Origin of the sequence: Coleofasciculus sp. LEGE 07092 (assembly GCF_015207375.1) — a bacterium.
Taxonomy (GTDB): domain Bacteria; phylum Cyanobacteriota; class Cyanobacteriia; order Cyanobacteriales; family Coleofasciculaceae; genus LEGE-07092.
The window spans coordinates 1-3879 of the sequence record NZ_JADEWY010000237.1 but is presented as its reverse complement, the minus strand read 5'-3'; the positions used below and the strand labels follow the sequence as shown (position 1 = coordinate 3879).

The 3879-nt window shown below is 48.1% G+C and carries 5 protein-coding genes; 1 reads left to right on the top strand and 4 read right to left on the bottom strand.

Annotated elements, in window-relative coordinates; translation table 11 throughout:
* Positions 1–308: hypothetical protein (locus IQ257_RS28965; protein WP_193933462.1), on the bottom strand; the 308-nt coding region annotated here is incomplete at its 3' end.
* Between the two features lie 78 nt (positions 309–386).
* Here IQ257_RS28965 and IQ257_RS28960 point away from each other — a divergent pair.
* Positions 387–1082, top strand: coding sequence for a hypothetical protein (locus IQ257_RS28960; RefSeq protein ID WP_193882665.1), 696 nt, complete (start codon positions 387–389; stop codon positions 1080–1082).
* 45 nt (positions 1083–1127) lie between these two features.
* Here the strand turns inward: IQ257_RS28960 and IQ257_RS28955 are convergent, their stop codons facing one another.
* From IQ257_RS28955 to IQ257_RS28945, 3 genes are all read right to left on the bottom strand, one after another.
* Positions 1128–1808, bottom strand: coding sequence for a hypothetical protein (locus tag IQ257_RS28955; RefSeq protein WP_193882662.1), 681 nt, complete (start codon positions 1806–1808; stop codon positions 1128–1130).
* Positions 1759–3459: a ParB/RepB/Spo0J family partition protein gene (locus IQ257_RS28950; RefSeq protein ID WP_193933460.1), complete on the bottom strand. Its 1701-nt coding sequence runs from the start codon at positions 3457–3459 to the stop codon at positions 1759–1761. The genes IQ257_RS28955 and IQ257_RS28950 overlap by 50 nt, the downstream gene beginning before the upstream one ends.
* Before the next feature lie 12 nt (positions 3460–3471).
* A partial coding sequence (locus tag IQ257_RS28945) for a hypothetical protein (protein ID WP_193933458.1) occupies positions 3472–3879 on the bottom strand: 408 nt, incomplete at its 5' end.

The window sequence follows — 3879 nt, the reverse complement described above, 5'->3', positions numbered from 1 at the left end:
ATTCCATCATTCGGCAGCGCCCGAATCATGCGTTTAGTTCGTTGGGCAAAATCATAGGGAGTCAGCATCGCTTTGCCCCGTTTGTCGCAGCCGGTGGGTTTGACCACATAGACAAAAGTACGCTGCCATTGTTCAGGGGCATATTCACGAGTCCACACCCGAATCACTGCATCTACCCCGTCACAGTCTCCAACGTGCCAGTAATTATCCTCTCCAACATACTGAGCGATAGTTTCCCGAATATATCGAAGCGCCCAATTACCAGCAAGATACTGACCATTGCGACTGCCTGTGAATGCATAGTGCATGATGGAAAACCTAGATAACATCACACACACTACTCCGCTAGGCTAGAAGAACACGCATCACTTCGTAAGTGAATCTTTATGACCAACATCCAAGTGCAGCAAGCCGTTGAAGCCGGAGAAATCATCACGATTAATGGTCGGGCTTATGTTCCCTGGACAAGCATCCAGGATGTGATGAAGCAGTCACAAACACAGATTGATATCAGCCAGTTGGAGTCGAGACTAACAGGTATTGAAACCGGGATTAGTCAACTGGGAGACGGGATTAGTCAACTGAGAGAAAGATTAAAAGCGTTGGCGAAGCCCGCCGAAGGCATCGCCTTATTGCGTGAAGAGTTTGCACGAGTTGAAAGTTACCTAAAAAATTATCCTCGTCCCCCGGTGATAGACATCGATGAGGATGAGGATATGGAAGATGATGAGGAGTACGCTGACGCCCGATTCCCTAAAATTGAGAAACTCAGCGAATACGTGCTGCCGAAATCTCCAGAGGAACGCATCACCTACAGTAAACGCCCCTCCACAATGGTCAAGCGTGTGTTGCTAGCCTATGACCCCTCGACTCAGTTGCATGGGGAAATCTGCCGAGAAGCACTAGCCGGGACACAGATAGGCACTATTTACATGAGAGATTTCATGGATGAACATTTACGTGATCCAGAAGACGAAAAAGCCAAGCGTAAGGCAGAGATTATCGCAGCAATTAAGTCCTACTGGCAGAAGTTTGACGCGAATAGTTACACAAAATTTATCAAATCTGAATACGCGCCTTAGTTGTAGGTGGTAGGTGATGAAGAAATTTTTCCTAAAACCTAAAACCTAAAAATCTTCATCATCATCATCATTTGAGTACAAGCTAGGCAGCATCATTTCTAACAGAGATTTTCCTTGTCCGCCCAAAGTTAATTCACCCATTTCCGTTGAAATTGTACCATCTGGATTAACTGTTTCCACTGTCATCTGACCCAATGGAATCCCCCGACGATTAAACCATGCGATCGCCCTTAAATTAAGTAATTCTGGAGGCACTTCACGCCAATGAGATGGCAGAGGTGGTGGCTGAATATCACCCTGTATCCATATCTCAAACTGAGCCTGAAAGAAGCCTAAAAACTCCTCTGGTGCAGGGTCAGAATCTAGGAAGGAGTGCCACTCAACTGACCTCCAGTATCCTTCTGCCCCTACTTCAATGCGCTCTATCCACTCGGACTGCACCATGAACCCCTCGCGGAGGTGGTCGCTGAGGCTTCTCGAAGCGATGTCTTCAGCAGAGAAATCGGGATATTTGGAAGTGAGAAGGGATGCGATCGCACTTTTCTGCTCATCACTCATTCGTTCCATATCCGGCACCCATCCCAAGATTCTCTCACCCGTACTTGGGTCAGTTGCCCGTGCCATGGGAAAGGGGTCGCGTAACGGGAAGCCATTATCGAACAGATGTACTACTGGCTCATAAGGAGAGTTTTCCTTGAAATAACCGTAAGTGTCGTGAAGAGTCACTGCGCCTCCTGTTGAGTTCTTGTTGACATTGCCTGATAGTCTCCTCTAACCACTCATCCGACTGGTTCTCGATTTTTACCTGAGTGAGGGATTTAAGGGCAAGATTTTCTGCCTCAAGCTTCTCTAAGACCTGTTTGAGATACTCAATTTCAGCTAACTTATCCCTTTCAAGCAGCCCCATAAGAAGGCTGTAGTCCAACCCTAGTTCTTTGAGCTTGCCAATCAGCATTAAGTCGATGGTGTTAAGAGAAATTTCTCGAATGCAATTGCGATCGCTCCATTCAATCTGCAAAAACTCATCTCTAGCACTCTCTGCATTGAGAAAGATAAATGCAAACACGTCCTCCTTTGTCCAACACTGGCTCAAACTGGGCGGTTCGGCACCGCTCACCGCAAGAGGTATTTCATTACTGTGTTCAATCGGTGGGGTTCCGGGTAGGGGTTCGGGTTGTAACTCACTCACAGCAAACGGCTCTCTTACTCCAATATCTCCAACAGCATTAACATCAATGAGCACGATTGCCAAGTCTCGGTTAGGTCGTGCTGTGACCATGCCGTGTTGGTTAAAAAATGGGGAGTTGGGATTGCTGACAATCACCCTCTGCCGTTCTACAGGGAAACTTGAAGAGGATGGGGTGATGGGGAGAAGTTCCCCTTGTCCCCTTGTCCCCCCATCTCCTTGTCTCCTTGTCCCCTTCCGTCCTGTGTTCGGATGGAGCAGTTTGTAAGCGGCGTGGACGCTGCCAAGGTTTAGCGCCTGCCTCAGAGAATATGCAAAGTCCCGGTTTTCTTCTTCAGATGAACCGATTAACTCATCGATCGCCTGTACTACTTTGGCAGCTTTGTCGTAGTTACGCCCTGAACCTAGACCGATACGGTTGGCGATCGCATCTCTGGTTTTTCCTTTTCCACCATTGACCAGTTGTGGAAAATTTTCCACAACTGCTCGACCTGCATCATTATTCTGAGCCGCTAATTGACGAAGTTTTGCCCGTTCCCGTTCAATAGTTTCCCAGGTGAACCCTTCTCTGACCTTCTGCTCAGGATTTTTATTCCGGCTGGCATTTTCCAAAAGCAGCGCTTCGAGTTGAGCCACCTCATCACCGAAATCTTGCACAATTATCGGCACTTCTTCCCATCCAAGCTGCAATGCTGCCGAACAGCGCCTGTGACCGGATATGATTCGACCTTCGGGAGTGACGACAATCGGCTTCATCCAGCCAGATTCTAAGATTAATTCCACCAGTTGTGACACATCCTCATTTTCACCATAAATGCTTAAGTTTTGAGGATGAGGCGTTAAGAGTCGGGGGTCAATGCTTCTTAGATCGGCTTGGAGGAGAACCAAATCTCCGTTTGTTTGTATCTCAGTGAGCGCCGTCGAACTGTTGTTATCCGGTTGTTCCTCCTGATACGAGGGTAATTCAGGTGGCGGTTGTGATGGTGAAGATACGGTGTTCGGCTTCTTTTCAATAACCTCAACGTCCTTGGGTAGACACCAAAATTCAGTACCGTAGTTACCCTTCACCGGAATCTTAGTGTGATGTGTGTGGTGAGTGGGCTTCCTTTTATCAACAACCCCGTCAGAGTGTTTGCGCTTACCAGGAATCTTGAAACGAACCTTCGTCCCCGGTGCGATTGAATTATTCATGATAGTTAACCTCTAGGGAAATAAGCTCATGGCTTGAACAGCAGGCAGGGGCGGTTCTCCATGCAAAAACACAACCCACTGCTTCTCTAGGTCAGACCAAATGATTTGCTGGATGATCGAGCGCTTCTGCTTCGCCCATTCAGAGAGTTCTGGCGGTAAATCGGGGATAACAGTACGTCGGGGGCGTTCATCCATATTTCTCGGTCGCCATCCAGAACGCAGCGCTGTCAACAGTGACCCCGTGGGACTCTCAACAACTTGAGTTGATGACCATTCCAGCCAAGCTTTGATACTCAAGTAAGGGTCTGAACTCGAAGCGATCGCTTTGTGTATCCGAGGGTCGAGCAAGTTGACGCCTCGTATTTTCAGCTCATCTTCAAAGGGAATTGATGGGGAGGAAGAGGATGGGGGGACAAGGGG